The following is a 12,602-nucleotide window of genomic DNA, read 5'->3' on the forward strand; positions in this document are numbered from 1 at the left end:
CCGATTCTATCGACGGCGCATCACGGGAGACGAATCGATGACGCGCCGGTTGTGGAACACGGCGCGCACGCGCCTCACGAGCAGGTTCCGGTCGCCTTCAGGTGCTCGGCATCGAGCACGAGGCCCGTCGACTCGAGCCGGACCGTCGCTTCGCCCTTCCGCACGTCGATGCCGGCGATCTCGACGCCCGCCGGCAACTGCTCGGCGACGCAGATGCGGAGCGGATCGCCGCCGAGGACCGACTGGGTCGCCTCCGACAGGTCGAGCGCGACCGCGCCCGATCCGACCTCGACGGCCGTCGGCGTGAGGAGCACGGCGTCGCCCGCGGCCTCGGCCCGTGCGCTCGCCGAATAGTGCACGGGGAAGCCGAGGATCTCGAGCTGCCCCGTGTACCCGACGAGGCCGTCGCCGAGGGTGAATCCGCCGGGCACGCCCTGCGCGAACGCGAGCCGGTTGACGGCGTCTTGATCGAGGTCGACCTCGGCGTCGATCCGCCCCGTCGGACCGTCGAGCCGGATCGGGATGTCTCGCACCACGACGTCGACCGCCATGGGCGTACCGTCGACGACGAGCTTCGGGGCCGTCAGCTCGACCCGCTCGGCGCGACCCGTGATGAGCTGCGCGAGCACCGAGAAGCCGCCGATCGAGGCGTGGATGTCGCCCGTCACGTTCTCGGGCAGCGCCTTGGCCGCCTGCACCTCGATCGTCGACTCGGCGACGTTGCGTGCCACGATGTCGGCGACGACCGCGATGATCGCGACGATCGCGACGACGATGCCCGCGATGATCCAGCCCCGGCCGCGCCGGCGCGCACGCGGCGGATCGGCTTCGGCCGAGACATCCGGAAGCACTTCGGTGACCTGCGTCTCGTCTGGATCGTCCGCCATTGCCGCGCTCCTTCTGTCGGGCCCGCGTCGCACGCTACATGCGTTCGGGCGCGGACACGCCGAGCAGGTCGAGTCCGTTGCGGATGACCTGCCCCGACGCGTCGTTCAGCCACAGGCGCGTGCGGTGCACGTCGGTCACGGGCTCGTCGCCCTGCGGGATGACGCGGCAGTTGTCGTACCAGCGGTGGTAGAGGCCCGCGAGCTCTTCGATGTAGCGGGCGACGCGGTGCGGCTCGCGGAGCTCGGCCGACTGGGCGACGATGCGCGGGAACTCCTGCAGCGCGCCGAGAAGCGCCGACTCGGTCTCGTGCTCGAGCAGCTCGGGGGCGAACGCGCTGCGGTCGACGCCCGACGCAGCGGCGTTGCGGCCGACCGCGCACGTGCGGGCATGCGCGTACTGCACGTAGAAGACGGGGTTGTCGTTCGTGCGGCGCTTCAGCTGCTCGGGGTCGAGCGTGAGGGGCGAGTCGGCAGGGTAGCGCGCGAGCGAGTAACGCAGCGCGTCGGTGCCGATCCAGGCCTGCAGGTCGTCGAGCTCGATGATGTTGCCCGCGCGCTTGGAGAGCTTCGCGCCGTTGACGCTCACGAGCTGGCCGATGAGGACCTCGATGTCCTTCTCGGGGTCGTCGCCCGCGGCGCCCGCGAGGGCCTTGAGCCGGTGCACGTAGCCGTGGTGGTCGGCGCCCAGCAGGTAGATCTTGTGCCCGAAGCCGCGGTCGCCCTTGTCGAGGTAGTAGGCGGCGTCGGCCGCGAAGTACGTGTAGACGCCGTTGCCGCGGCGGATGACGCGGTCTTTGTCGTCGCCGAAGTCGGTCGTCTTGACCCACACGGCGTCGTCTTCGTCGTAGACGTGGCCCTGCTTGCGGAGTCGCTCGACGGCCGCGTCGATGGCCGACACGCCCTCGTCGTCGGCCGCGTGCAGACGCCGCTCGCTCGTGTACACGTCGAAGTGCACGTTGAATCGCTCGAGCGAGGCCTGGATCTCGGCGAGCTGCAGCTCGTAGCCGATCTCCCGCGCCGTGTGCAGGGCGATCTCGTCGTCGAGCGCGAGGAGGTTCGGCTCGCGCTCGAGCACGCGTGCCGCGAGGTCGGCGATGTACTGCCCCGGGTAGCCGTTCTCAGGCGTCGGCTCGCCCTTGGCGGCCGCGAGCACCGAGGCGCCGAAGTTGTCCATCTGGTTGCCGGCGTCGTTGATGTAGTACTCGTTCGCGACCTCGGCGCCCGCCGCGCGGAGCACGCGGCCGATCGAGTCGCCGAGCGCCGCCCAGCGCGTGTGGCCGATGTGAAGGGGCCCGTGGGGTTCGCCGACACGAACTCGAGGTTGATGCGCGCGCCCGCCTGCGAGTCGCCAGTGCCGTACGCGTCGCCCGCGTCGACGATCGTCTTCGCGAGGGCACCGGCTGCCGCCGCGTCGAGACGGATGTTGATGAAGCCGGGGCCCGCGACCTCGGCGCTCGCGACGCCGTCGACCGTCGCAAGGCCTTCGACGAGCTCGGTTGCGAGCTCGCGCGGGTTCTGCCCGAGGGGCTTCGCGATGCGCATCGCGATGTTCGACGCCCAGTCGCCGTGCTCGCGGAGCTTCGGCCGCTCGAGGGTCACCTGGTCGGGCGAGAGCTCGAAGACCACCTCGGCCCCTGCCGCGCGACGTCGCTCGACGAGGGCGAGGACGAGGTCGTACAGGGCGAGGGACAGATCGGCTGGAGTCACTCCGAAATCCTACCCGCGCGATTGGTAGTGTTCCTCACATGCTGCAGTCCCCCGCCCGCTCCGCGCCCGAATGGCGGGGGGCGCCATCCTGCTCGCGGTCGCGCTCGCGCTCACCGCGTGCGCCGCCGACACCCCGAACCCGGCCGAGACCGAGACGCCGGGGGCGTCCGCCGCACCCACCGACGCACCCGGCGGCGAGACGATCGCCCCCGAGACCACCGCGCCCGAAGAGACCTCCCCGCCGTTCGCGATCGCGTGCGACGCGCTCCTCACCCCCGACCAGGTCTACGCGTTCAACCCCAACTTCGGCACCGACCCCGCGTACGCGCCCGACGCGGCCGCCGTCACCGCGGTCGTCGAACTCGGCGGCACGGCCTGCGGATGGCTCAACCAGACGAGCGGCGAGGTCGTCGAGATCGCCGTCGCGACACCCTCCGCGAGCGCACTCGCGGCAGCGACGAGCCAGGCGGCGATGTCGAGCAACCCGGTGCCGACGTACGGCACGCCCCCCGAGACATCCGGGTTCTTCTCGCAGTCGGGCGGCCGCGGCACCGCGATCGTGTTCACGGGCCGCTACGAGGTCGTCGTGAGTTCTGCCGCGCTGTTCGAACCCGGCGACGCCCAACAACTCGTCGCCTCCGTCCTCGACAACCTCCCCGCTGCATGAACGCCAGACGACGCCCGCCGGGCACCGCATCCGCACAGGGCACCCCGTCGTGGCTCGGCGCCGTGAACGACCGCGTCGGCCTCGCCGCGCTCCTCGACCACGGCCCCCTCACGCGCATCGGCATCTGCGAGATCGTCGGCGTGTCCAAGCCGACCGCATCGCTCATGATGACGCGGCTCATCGCGGCCGGCGTGGTCGAGGAGCGCGGCACGGTCGCGGGCAGCCCCGGCCGCAACGCCGTCGTCTACGCGGCACGGCTCGACCGCCCGCTCGGCGTCGCGATCGACATCGACGCCCACGAGCTGCGAGCCGCCGTCGTCGACGCGGCGGGCACGGCGCATCCGGTCGTCCGCACGACCCTGCCTTCCGAGACGAGCGAACGCGATGCCGTCCGCGAAGTCGAGCGGGCCATCCTCGACGCGAGCCAGGCCGCCGGCACCGAGGCCTCCGAAGTGCGGACGGTCGTCATCGGCACCGCCGGCTACGTCGACCCGGGCGGGCGCGGCGAACTCTTCACCGAGACACTGCCGAACTGGCCCCAGACGGGCCTTCGCGACACCCTCGAGTCGGCGCTCGAACGCACCGTCTACATCGAGAACGACGTGAACCTCGCGGCGATCGCCGAACGCGAGTTCGGCGCGGGCCGCGAGCACGCCGAGTTCGCGCTGCTGTGGCTCGGCAACGGCGTCGGCGCCTCGTTCGACCTGTCGGGCGAGCTCTACCGGGGCACGTTCGGCGGCGCCGGCGAGATCGGCTTCCTCTCCGTGCCCGCCGAAGCGCTCGCGCTCGCGCCCGACGCGCACACGCTCCAAGACCTCGTCGGCGGCGACGCCGTCGAAGAGCTCCGGGCGGATGCCTCGGGGCCCGAGTTCGTCGATGCCCTCGCCAAGCGCATCGCCCTCGCGGTGCTCCCCTCCTCGCGATCCTCGACCCCGGCGGGCTCGTGCTCGCGGGGCCGACTGCGGCCCTCGGCGGTGCCGACCTCGCGGCCGCCGTCGAACGCGAGATCCGCCGGATCAGCCGCTGGTATCCCGCCGTCATCGCGACCGGCGTGACCGAGGATCCCGTCCTCGCGGGCGCCCGCGTGTTCACGCGCCAGCGCGTGCGCGAAGCGCTCCTCGACACGGTCGCGCGCGTCGAGGTCTGACGGCCCGCGCAGCCGCCGTCACCGTCGCCGCGCGACCGCTTGCGCGGTCGGGCTCGGGGTCGCCGAGGTGGTAGTCTTTCCAACTGTGCGCCTCCGTAGCTCAGGGGATAGAGCGCCGGTTTCCGGTACCGTAGGTCGGGGGTTCGAATCCCTCCGGGGGCACGTCGCGATGTCTGAGGACGTCGTGAACGGCTGAACACGCGGTGACGCGGGTCCAGCCGTTTTTCATTGCGGGACGAGCGGTGCGACCGGGGCGCGGCGGCTTGCGCGGCTCACCCGCCGACGCAATCGGGATCGCCTTCGCCGAAGCACGGAGCATGGTTCGCGGGCGGTTCCCACTGCGGTTCGGGTGCGATGAACCAACGCCCCCGGGGAACCGGGAGCACGGCGGCGGTTCCGAGCGCGACGACGGCGAGCGCGAGTGCGAGGAGGACGACTCCTTTCCTGCGCCGTATCGCGGCGACCACGACGGCTGCCGCAATCGCGAGGAGGCAGACGATCACGGTGACCTCGAAGCGCGCGATCTCCGCAGCCGTCGCTGTCGGAATCGTGCCTCCGATGTTGAAGTAGACGTCGAAGTACTGCAGGAAGAGCGCCCCGACCAAGGCGCCCCCGACGATGAGCAGCACGGTCGTCACGGCCGAGAGCGCCCAGCGCCCCATGGACTCACCGACACGATGCCGCGTGAGCATCATGGCACCGAGGTATCCCCCGATCGCCGCCGCCGCGGTGAATGCGAAGACGGTCGGTCCGCCCGCGAGCAGGAAGAACACGGGTGGCGCACCCGTGGCGAGCGTGAACCCGACGTCGAGCACTGCGGCCACCGCGACGGCAAGGCCGAGTCGCGCCTTGGGAGAGGGCGGTCTCGGCGCCGACACGATCACCGCGAGTGCCGCGAACCAGACCCCCCACTTGAGCAGGGCGCCCGTCATCCCGAAGACACCGCCGAGGAACGGCGACGCGCCGATCGCAACGCCGATCACGAGCTGGATGACCAGTGCTGCGGCGAGCGTCCCGCCGCCGACCGCGAGGAACTCCGCCGCGCGGAACCCCCACCGGGCCGTCGACCCCGCGGCAGGGGCGGGTTGCGGCTCGTGCGAGGGGTACGTCATCGGCTCACCTGGTTCCCATCCGGACTCACCGAAGTGTGGCACAGCCTCCGCGGATTCCCGCCGCCGACCCAACGAAATCCGTCGCTGCATCGTTGATGATGGGTGACGGCGGAGATCCCGCCGTCGGGAGGAGCGCACGTGGCGGGCTCGTGGGACGCGGTGGCGACACGCCTCGTCGCCGAGCGCGGCAGCGCGCTCGTGCGGTATGCGACCCTGCTCACGGGCGACCCCGACGAGGCGGCCGACCTCGTGCAGGACGCCCTGGTGCGGACGTTCGGGCGGCCCAGGATGGCGCTCGATCTGCCGAAGGCGGAGGCGTACGTGCGGCGGGCGATCCTGAACGGCGTGATTGACCGGTCGCGACGGGCGGGGACGTGGCGGGGCATCCGCCATCTCGTGGGCGAACCGGCGACGAGCGCGTCACCCGCAGAAGCGACCGACGATCGCCTCGATCTCGCGGCGCGCGTGCGCGCGCTCGCGCCGCGCCAGGCCGCGTGCATCGTGCTGCGCTACTACGACGACCTCACGGTCGACGGCATCGCACGCACGCTCGGCATCTCGTCGGGCGCGGTCAAGCGCTACCTGAGCGACGGATTGCACGCCCTCTCCTCCCAGCTCGAGGCGGCGGGCGATCCCCGCGCGCAGAGAGGAGACGCGGATGTCCGGACCTGACCTCCACGGAACCCCGGGCCGGGCGGCGCGCCCGGCGCGCACGGCACCGAGGAGCGGCTGCGAGAGGCGCTCGCGCACGCGGCGGATGCCTCGGACGGCGCCTCGCTCGACCTGCCGGCCGTGCTCGCGGCGAGCCGTCGCTCGCGGAGCGCACGGCGCCGGGCGATCGTCGGCGGGACGCTCGCCGTCGCGGGCGTCGTCGTGGTCGGCGGGCTCACGTTCGGCGCCGTGCGGCTGGGCGGCGCGGCCTCTTCGAGCGGATCGGCGGCGGATGCTCCGGTCGAGGCGCCGGGGTCGGGCGAGTCGTTCGCCGACCCCACCGGCGGCGTCGACTCGGGCGGCGAGGAGGCGGGGATCGCGCCGCGCGACCCGGTGCCGGCGCCCGATGTCGCGCTCGACCCGCTCGCGACGTTCGCGCGGTGCGGTGCGCCGTCGCCCGCGCCGCAGGGCGACTCGGCCGACGGCGGCGAGGATGTCGCGGCCCGGCCCCTGCGGGTGTCGATCGCGCCGATCGGATCCGTCGCGCCCGGTGCCGCGACGACGGTCGCCGTGACGGTCCGGAACGCCGCGGAGACGCCGCTCGTCGGGTCGATCCGGACTGCGCCGGTGCTCGCGGTCGCCGACGGCGCCGGGCTCGTGGTCGCGCACTCCCCCGCCGACGGATTCGGCGCGGCACGGGACATCCGCCTGGCCCCCGGGGCATCCCTCGAACTCTCGGCGACGCTCACCGCCGTGCGGTGCTCGCCGACCGGCGACCAGCGCGCCGACCAGCCCCTCGACCCCGGCGCCTACACCGTGCGCGCGACCGTCGTGCTCGTCCCGCTCGACGGCGACGACGTGCTCACCGGGTCGGCCGACGCCCGCTTCGACGTGCGCTGAAACGGGCCCCGACTCGGGCGCACGCGCCGGTGTCTCCCCAGAACGGGCCGCGTGACGCAACCCGACGCGCCCGCATGGACGCACCCCGCCCCTGGGCCATAGAGTGGGCTTCGTCCGGGCGGAAACGGGGGAATGCACTGGTGCACACGTCCAGAGGATGGTCGATCGCGGCCGCCGCTCTTGCAGTTCTGGCCGGTCTGTTCATCGCGTCGCCCGCGTACGCCGAAGACCCCGTCACGTTCGGCGCCTCACCGGTCGTCGACGCCGCGGGAGTGCTCGGCGGCGACCTCGCCGAGGTCGAGCGCGCGCTCCAAGACGCGGGGCAGCGCAGCGGCCGTCAGCTGTTCGTCGCGTACGTCGACCAGTTCACGAACCCGACGTCGGCCGAGACCTGGGCGAACGACACGGCCGTCGCCAACAACATGGGCGACGAAGACTATCTGCTCGCCGTCGCCGTCGACGGCCGCTCGTATTCGCTCTCGGTCGCCGACGGCGCGTCGCTCTCCGACTCCGAGATCGCGCGCATCCGCAGCCAGGTCATCGAGCCGCGGCTCAGCGACGACGACTGGGCGGGCGCGGCGATCGCGGCCGCCGACGCCATCGCGGGCGGTGGAGCGGGCACCGGAGGCGGGTTCGGCTGGGGCTGGATTCTGCTCCTCCTCGCCCTCGCGGCCATCGTCGTCGTCGTCCTCGTCGTCGTCTCGCGGCGCAAGAAGAAGGCCGGGCAGGTCGCAGGCGGGGCAGCGGCGGTGCCGATCGAAGACCTCCGCCGCCAGGCCGGCGGCGCGCTCGTCGCGATCGACGACGCCGTCCGCACGAGCGAAGAAGAACTCGGCTTCGCCGTCGCCGCGTACGGCGACGAGGCGACGGCCCCGTTCCGCGAGGCGCTCGCAATGGCCAAGGGCAAGGTCGCCGAGGCGTTCGCCCTCCAGCAGCAGCTCGACGACGCCGTGCCCGACACCGACGAGCAGCGGCGCGCCTGGTACGGGAGCATCATCCAGCTCACGGGCGAGGCCGACCAGGCGCTCGACGAGCAGGCCGCGAAGTTCGACGAGCTCCGCGACCTCGAGCGCAACGCCCCGCAAGAGCTCGAGCGCGTGAAGCTCTTGACCGCCTCGCAGGCCGAGAAGGTCGCGCCCGCCGCCGATCGGCTCGCGGCGCTCGGCGCCGTGTACGCCGCGAGCGTGCTCGCGACCGTCGCCGACAACCCCGCGCAGGCGCAATCGCGGCTCGAGTTCGCGACGCAATCGGCGGATGCCGCGGCCGCGGCCATCGCGGCCGGCGAGACGAGCGACGCAGCGGTCTCGATCCGTGCCGCCGAGGAAGCCGCCGATCAGGCGGGCGTCCTCGCCGAAGCGATCGACAAGCTCGGCGCGGCCCTCGAGGAGGCCGACCACGCGGTCGCCGCCGGCGTCGCCGACCTCGAGACCGACGTGCAGACCGCGGCCGGGCTCCAGGGCGCCGGTCTCGCCGAGATCGCCCAGGCCACCGCCGCCGAGGCGGCCGCGCTCCGCGCCGCGGGAGCCCAGGTCGGCCGCGACCCGCTCGCCCTGCAGGCCCGTCTCGAACAGGCGAACGCCCGCATCGACGGCGCCGTCGGATCGGCCCGCGAAGCCGCCGAGCAGGCCGCCCGCGTCGCCGCCCAGCTCGACCGGTCGATCTCGACCGCGCGCGCCGGAGTCGCCGCCGCCGAGGACTACCTCGTGAACCGCCGCGGCGCCGTCGGCGCCGAGGCCCGCACCCGCCTCGCCGAGGCCGGCCGGCTCGTCACGCTCGCCGAGCAGACGCGGGTGAGCGACCCCGCGGGCGCCCTCCAGAACGCGCAACGCGCGGAGCAGTTGGCGAACGACGCCATCCGGGTCGCGCAGCAGGACGTCGGCGGCTTCGGCGGCGCGTTCGGCGGCCAGCCGCAGCAGGGCGGCGGAGGCGACGTCCTCGGCGCCGTGCTCGGCGGCATTCTCATCAACAACATGCTCGGCGGCGGGGGCGGGGGCGGGTTCGGAGGATTCGGCGGCGGAAGCGGTGGCGGCGGCGGATTCGGAGGATTCGGCGGCGGATCGAGCTCGGGCCGCCGGTCGGCCGCGGGAAGCTTCGGGGGCAGCTCCACGAGGGGCCGCCGATCCGGAGGGGGACGGTTCTGAGGGAGACATCCGACACCGGCGAACTGTGACACGTCCAACATCCAACGAAGGAGAAATCAACCATGGCAAAGCAGTCCATCTTCGGGCGCATCTCCCAGCTCGTGCGCGCGAACATCAACGCCCTTCTCGACGAGGCCGAAGACCCCGAGAAGATGCTCGACCAGATGGTGCGCGACTACACCAACTCGATCGCCGACGCCGAGGCCGCGATCGCCGAGACGATCGGCAACCTGCGCCTGCTCGAAGACGACCACAAAGAAGACGTCCGCGCCGCCGACGAGTGGGGTCAGAAAGCCCTTGCCGCGAGCCGCAAGGCCGACGAGTTCCGCACGGCCGGCAACACCGTCGACGCCGATAAGTTCGACAACCTCGCCAAGGTCGCCCTCAGCCGCCAGATCTCGGCCGAGAACGAGGCCCGCTCGGCCGAGCCGCAGCTCGCCGCGCAGACCGAGGTCGTCGACAAGCTCAAGAGCGGCCTCAACGGCATGAAGGAGAAGCTCGTCCAGCTGCAGAACAAGCGCAGCGAGCTCGTGGCCCGCTCGAAGACGGCCGCCGCACAGCAGCAGGTGCACGACGCCGTCAAGTCGATCGACATCCTCGACCCTACGAGCGACCTCGGCCGCTTCGAGGACAAGATCCGCCGCGAAGAGGCCAAGGTCCGCGGCCAGGCCGAGCTCGCCGCGTCGACCCTCGACGCGCAGTTCAACGAGCTCGACGACCTCGGCGAGCTCACCGAGGTCGACGCGCGCCTCGCGGCCCTCAAGGCCGGCGGAGCGCAGGGTGCGATCGGCGGCTGACGCGCGATCGGCTCGAGAGCCGCATGACGGATGCCCCGTGCCGACACGATTCGGGCGGGGCATCCGCCGTCTTCGTGACATCCGCCGCTGCCCGTGACTGAGGAGGATACTGAAGCCCATGCCCGCCACCTTCGTCGTCGTGCCCGTCTGGCAGGGTTCCGTCTCGGCGCGCGCCATGAGCCACGCCGACGGGGCCGAGGCGATCCGCGGCGACCTGCCGGCCGCGGCGACCGTCGTCGTCGACGTGCCCTCCGAGGCGGGCGAGACGCTCGGCACGGGAGTGCGACGGTACAGCACGATCCGACGTGTGCGCGAGCGCACGGCCGAAGCGCTCGCGACCGTCGCCGACCTGCCGATCACGATCGGCGGCGACTGCGGGGCGGCCCTCGCCTCGGTCGGCCATGCTTCGGCCGCGACGGGCGGCGACCTCGCGGTGCTCTGGCTCGACGCGCACCCCGACCTCAACACGCCCGAGACTTCACCGTCGGGCGCGTTCGGCGGCATGGTGCTGCGGGCGATCGCGGGCGAGGGCGCCGAGGGCCTCGCGCTCGACGAGTCGACCCGTGTCGCGCCCTCGCGGCTCGTCCTCGGAGGCGCGCGCGCCTTCGACGACGAAGAGGTTCGGTTCATCGACGAGCACGGCGTCGCGACCCTCACGGTCGAAGACCTCTCCGACCCGACCGCCGTCGTCGCCGCCCTCGAAGCGACCGGCGCGGCGAACGTCTACGTGCACGTCGACCTCGACGTGCTCGACCCGTCGGCGCTCGACGGGCTCTCGTACCCCATGCCGTTCGGGATCGACGCGCAGACGCTCGTCGCGCTCGTGCGCGCAGTCGTGGCGCGATTCCCGCTCGCCGGGGCGTCGATCGCGGGATTCGCACCGGGCTCTCCCGCGGCCGCGAACGACGACCTGTCGACGATCCTGCGGCTCGTGGGCGCGCTCTCCTCGGCGGGCGCGAAGCGCGCAAGTTAGGCGCGCTCACGCGTCTTCCGCCGCGGGTGTCCACGACACGCGGTAGGCGGTCAGCGCGGCCCGCGATTCGTGGACACTCGTGAACTCCCGCCGCGCAAGGCGTTCCCCCCACTGCGCGCCGTCCGTAGGCTGGCGGGAGCGGCGCAGCAGCCGCGGGAGGGGGTCGCCATGACCCGCGAAGTGGATGTCGTCGTGCTCGGGGCGGGGCCGGTCGGCGAGAACGTCGCCGACCGCGCTCGTGCCGCGGGGCTCGAGGTCGTGATCGTCGAGCGCGAACTCGTGGGCGGCGAGTGCTCGTTCTGGGCGTGCGTGCCGTCGAAGACGCTGCTCCGGAGCGCCGACGCGTTGCGGGCCGCGGCGCGCGTGCCGGGCGCGGCGGGTGCCGTGACGGGTCCGCTCGACGTCGCCGCGGTCTTCGCGCGCCGCAACCGGTTCGTGTCGGACTGGGACGACGCGGGCGGCGCCGGATGGCTCGCGAGCGTCGGCGCGGAACTCGTGCGCGGGCAGGGCCGCCTCGACGGCCCGCGTCGCGTCGTCGTCGCACTCGCAGACGGCACAGAAGCGGCGTTCGCCGCGCGGCACGCGGTCGTGATCGCCACGGGGTCGGATGCCGCGGTGCCCGACATCCCCGGACTCGCCGACGCCCGCCCGTGGACGAGCCGCGAGGCGACGAGCGCGCAGCGCGCGCCGGATCGGCTCGCGATCATCGGCGGCGGCACGGTCGCGGTCGAGATGGCGACGGCGTATGCCGGGTTCGGCACCGAGGTGACGGTGCTCGCGCGGTCGGGTCTCCTCGGCGGAGCCGACCCGTTCGCCGGAGAGGCGGTGGCCGAGGGGCTGCGCGGGCTCGGGGCATCCGTTCGTCTCGGAACGCACCCGCTGCGCGTCGAGCGCGACGCGTCGGGAGAGGTCGTGCTCACCCTCTCGTCCGAGGAGTCGCTCGTCGCCGACGAGGTGCTCGTCGCGACCGGGCGGACGCCTCGCACGCACGGCCTCGGGCTCGAGACGGTCGGCCTCGAACCCGGCGCGTGGATCGACGTCGACGACACGATGGCCGTGCGCGGCGCCGGTCACGAGAGACCCGAGCCCTGGCTCTACGCCGTCGGCGACGTCACGCACCGCGCGCTCCTCACCCACCAGGGCAAGTACCAGGCCCGTGCGGCGGGCGACGTCATCGCGGCGCGCGCGCTCGGGCGGCCGGTCGACGACGCACCGTGGGGCGTGCACGTCGCGACCGCCGACCACGCGGCCGTGCCCGCGGTCGTCTTCTCCGAGCCCGAGGTCGCGTACGTCGGCCTCACCGAGGCCGTCGCGCGCGAGCGCGGCGTCGACGTGCGGACGGTCGAGGTCGGGTTCTCATCGGTGAGCGGGGCGGGCATCCACTCCGACGGGCCCGAGGGGCGCGCGAAGCTCATCGTCGACGCCGCGAACAGCGTCGTCGTGGGCGCGACGTTCGTCGGGCAGGATGTCTCGGAGCTGCTGCATGCGGCCACGACCGCGATCGTCGGCGAGGTGCCCGTGACCCGGCTGTGGCACGCCGTGCCGGCGTTCCCGACCGTGAGTGAGATCTGGTTGCGACTTCTCGAGGCGCTCGGTCGCCCCGAGGTGGCAGCATGATGG

At 73.1% G+C, this 12,602-nt stretch carries 10 protein-coding genes, 1 tRNA gene and 1 pseudogene; 9 read left to right on the forward strand and 3 right to left on the reverse strand.

Annotated elements, in window-relative coordinates:
• Positions 1–74 precede the first annotated feature (74 nt).
• Positions 75–887, reverse strand: a complete 813-nt coding sequence (locus ET445_RS15280) for an LmeA family phospholipid-binding protein (RefSeq protein WP_129192031.1) — start codon at positions 885–887, stop codon at positions 75–77.
• Positions 888–921: 34 nt separating this feature from the next.
• Positions 922–2,594: pseudogene (locus tag ET445_RS15285) on the reverse strand (arginine--tRNA ligase).
• Positions 2,595–2,664: 70 nt separating this feature from the next.
• On the opposite strand from ET445_RS15285, the gene ET445_RS17350 reads away from it, so the two are divergent.
• The 3 genes from ET445_RS17350 (at position 2,665) to ET445_RS15295 (ending at position 4,570) form a co-directional block, all read left to right on the forward strand.
• Positions 2,665–3,261 carry an iron ABC transporter ATP-binding protein gene (locus tag ET445_RS17350; protein ID WP_165314423.1) on the forward strand — a complete coding sequence of 199 codons (597 nt, stop codon included), beginning with the start codon at positions 2,665–2,667 and terminating at the stop codon, positions 3,259–3,261.
• The gene (locus tag ET445_RS15290; RefSeq protein ID WP_165314424.1) at positions 3,258–4,316 is read left to right on the forward strand and encodes an ROK family transcriptional regulator; all 1,059 of its coding nucleotides are present in this window, start codon (positions 3,258–3,260) and stop codon (positions 4,314–4,316) included. Before ET445_RS17350 ends, ET445_RS15290 begins: the two co-directional genes overlap by 4 nt.
• 181 nt (positions 4,317–4,497) lie before the next feature.
• Positions 4,498–4,570, forward strand: a tRNA-Arg gene (locus tag ET445_RS15295).
• A 110-nt stretch (positions 4,571–4,680) separates the two neighbouring features.
• On the opposite strand, the gene ET445_RS15300 is transcribed toward ET445_RS15295, so the two are convergent.
• Positions 4,681–5,520 (reverse strand): hypothetical protein, encoded by an 840-nt coding sequence (locus ET445_RS15300; protein ID WP_129192033.1) that lies wholly within the window; start codon positions 5,518–5,520, stop codon positions 4,681–4,683.
• A gap of 138 nt (positions 5,521–5,658) precedes the next feature.
• Between ET445_RS15300 and ET445_RS15305 the strand changes: the two genes are divergently transcribed.
• From ET445_RS15305 to ET445_RS15330, 6 genes are all read left to right on the forward strand, one after another.
• On the forward strand, positions 5,659–6,192 hold the full coding sequence (locus ET445_RS15305) for a sigma-70 family RNA polymerase sigma factor (protein ID WP_129192034.1): 534 nt from the start codon (positions 5,659–5,661) through the stop codon (positions 6,190–6,192).
• A gap of 120 nt (positions 6,193–6,312) precedes the next feature.
• Complete coding sequence (locus ET445_RS15310; protein WP_129192035.1) at positions 6,313–7,071, forward strand: hypothetical protein; 759 nt, start codon at positions 6,313–6,315, stop codon at positions 7,069–7,071.
• Between the two features lie 140 nt (positions 7,072–7,211).
• Positions 7,212–9,212, forward strand: a complete 2,001-nt coding sequence (locus ET445_RS15315; RefSeq protein ID WP_243695231.1) for a TPM domain-containing protein — start codon at positions 7,212–7,214, stop codon at positions 9,210–9,212.
• Between the two features lie 62 nt (positions 9,213–9,274).
• The gene (locus ET445_RS15320; RefSeq protein WP_129192037.1) at positions 9,275–10,009 is read left to right on the forward strand and encodes a PspA/IM30 family protein; all 735 of its coding nucleotides are present in this window, start codon (positions 9,275–9,277) and stop codon (positions 10,007–10,009) included.
• A gap of 118 nt (positions 10,010–10,127) precedes the next feature.
• A complete protein-coding gene (locus ET445_RS15325; protein ID WP_129192038.1) occupies positions 10,128–10,982 on the forward strand; it encodes an arginase family protein in 855 nt (284 codons plus the stop codon).
• A 168-nt stretch (positions 10,983–11,150) separates the two neighbouring features.
• Entirely contained in the window at positions 11,151–12,599 is a 1,449-nt protein-coding gene (locus ET445_RS15330; RefSeq protein ID WP_129192039.1) for a dihydrolipoyl dehydrogenase family protein, read from the forward strand.
• Positions 12,600–12,602 lie beyond the last annotated feature (3 nt).

Origin of the sequence: Agromyces protaetiae (genome assembly GCF_004135405.1) — a bacterium.
In the GTDB taxonomy this organism is placed as follows: Bacteria; Actinomycetota; Actinomycetes; order Actinomycetales; family Microbacteriaceae; genus Agromyces; species Agromyces protaetiae.

Bases quoted from the DNA above. Each gene is read 5' to 3' on its own strand.
- ET445_RS15280 (WP_129192031.1), bottom strand. From the start codon at position 887: ATGGCGGACGATCCAGACGAGACGCAGGTCACCGAAGTGCTTCCGGAT.
- ET445_RS17350 (WP_165314423.1), top strand. From the start codon at position 2,665: ATGGCGGGGGGCGCCATCCTGCTCGCGGTCGCGCTCGCGCTCACCGCG.
- ET445_RS15290 (WP_165314424.1), top strand. From the start codon at position 3,258: ATGAACGCCAGACGACGCCCGCCGGGCACCGCATCCGCACAGGGCACC.
- ET445_RS15300 (WP_129192033.1), bottom strand. From the start codon at position 5,520: ATGACGTACCCCTCGCACGAGCCGCAACCCGCCCCTGCCGCGGGGTCG.
- ET445_RS15320 (WP_129192037.1), top strand. From the start codon at position 9,275: ATGGCAAAGCAGTCCATCTTCGGGCGCATCTCCCAGCTCGTGCGCGCG.
- ET445_RS15325 (WP_129192038.1), top strand. From the start codon at position 10,128: ATGCCCGCCACCTTCGTCGTCGTGCCCGTCTGGCAGGGTTCCGTCTCG.
- ET445_RS15330 (WP_129192039.1), top strand. From the start codon at position 11,151: ATGACCCGCGAAGTGGATGTCGTCGTGCTCGGGGCGGGGCCGGTCGGC.